2 protein-coding genes are annotated in these 1,345 nt (G+C 65.9%); both read right to left on the bottom strand.

The window, feature by feature from the left end; all coding sequences use genetic code 11:
• Positions 1 to 9 precede the first annotated feature (9 nt).
• Positions 10 to 921, bottom strand: coding sequence for a transposase (locus ACWAUG_RS13555; protein WP_460802830.1), 912 nt, complete (start codon positions 919 to 921; stop codon positions 10 to 12).
• A 35-nt stretch (positions 922 to 956) separates the two neighbouring features.
• A complete protein-coding gene (locus ACWAUG_RS13550; RefSeq protein WP_460802829.1) occupies positions 957 to 1,274 on the bottom strand; it encodes a transposase in 318 nt (105 codons plus the stop codon).
• Positions 1,275 to 1,345: the final 71 nt, after the last annotated feature.

Here is a 1,345-nt window from a genome sequence, read left to right as displayed (position 1 = left end):
TGTCCCGCGTCAAGTAGTTGGCAGGATTTCTTCTCTTTCGAAGGTGGGGATGGTGGGGTCGGCCAGGCCGAGGTGGACCTCCAGGGGCCGGTTCCAGGCGATCGCCTCGTGCGGGCGGACAGTGTTGTATTCGATCCGGTAGTCCTCGGCCCGCTCGGCGAGGGTGAGCGCGTCCGGGATGTCGTCGAGGAACAGTCGCTCGTACTTCAGCGTCCCGAAGCCACGTTCGCGTGACCCGTTCTGCCCGGGCGATTTCACTCTCGTGCGGACGTGGCGCAGTTCGGGGTGGCGCATGATGAACAACTCGAAGTTCAGCGACCGGAACGGGCCACCGTTATCGGTGACGATCGTCACCACCGGCAACAGCTCCCCGGTCTCCATGTCGACGGGACAGGTGTCGACCAGCGGGTGCCCGAACATGGCCTCGTAGTCGGCGAGGGCGAGCTCGATCGCGGCGATCGCGTCGTGCTGGTTCGCTGTCGGTGACGTGTGAAACGGGTGCTCGTACTTGGACAGCCAGTCGCGGCATCCCGCGAGCCGCCAGATGCCGCCCTGGGTGGTCTCGAACTCGGTGAAATCCAGCTGCCATACCTGGTTCGGGCTCGTCGGGTTCCGCGCGAACGCGGCCTTACGGTCCTTGGCGAGCTCGCGGCGTTGCTTCTGATACTCCGACGGCAGGATCAGCCCGTCGTCACGCATCAGCCGCAGCACCGTCGACTGCGACACCCGGTGCCCGTCATGACGGGTCATCGCCCAGATCTTCCTGTGCCCCCACGCGGGTTTGGCCAGCGCATGGGTGGTCACCAGCTCGCGGGCCGCCTCACGCGCCGGCTGCGGCCAGGGGCCCTTCGACAGCTGCGCTGTTCGCGCTTTGGCCTGCCAGCGGCGATAGGACCGTTCGGGCACGCCGATCAGCTCCACGAACCTCGAGGTCGGCATGCCCGCATCGACACGGATCACCTCGAGGTCCTCGAAGGGCCCAAGCGGCCCTCGGCGCTCTTCTTCCAGACGCGGATCTCGACGGCGGCCTCACCGAGCGCCTGGGTCAGCTCGGCGACCTCGTCTTCGAGCTGCTGCTCACGGGTCGAGGGCTTGGACTTGCCGGCTTCGATACCGGCCTTGCCGCCCTCAAGAAACTGGCGCTTCCAGTTCCCGATCGCCTGCTCGGAGACCTTCTCCCGGCGGGCGGCCTCGGCGATCGTGATCTCGCCCTGCAACACGCTCAACACGATGCGCAGCTTCTTCTCCAGCGGGATGACCGGTGGACGACTCATGTTCAGACCTTTCAATCAGGGGCGCTGCTTCCGCAACTAACTACCCCTGCCACATAGTCTGACGCGCGACA

This window comes from Microbacterium sp. GXF6406 (genome assembly GCF_054798215.1).
The sequence above is the reverse complement of the archived record's forward strand: the minus strand, read 5'-3'. Positions and strand labels throughout refer to the sequence as shown.

Bases quoted from the DNA above. Each gene is read 5' to 3' on its own strand.
- ACWAUG_RS13550 (WP_460802829.1), bottom strand. From the start codon at position 1,274: ATGAGTCGTCCACCGGTCATCCCGCTGGAGAAGAAGCTGCGCATCGTG.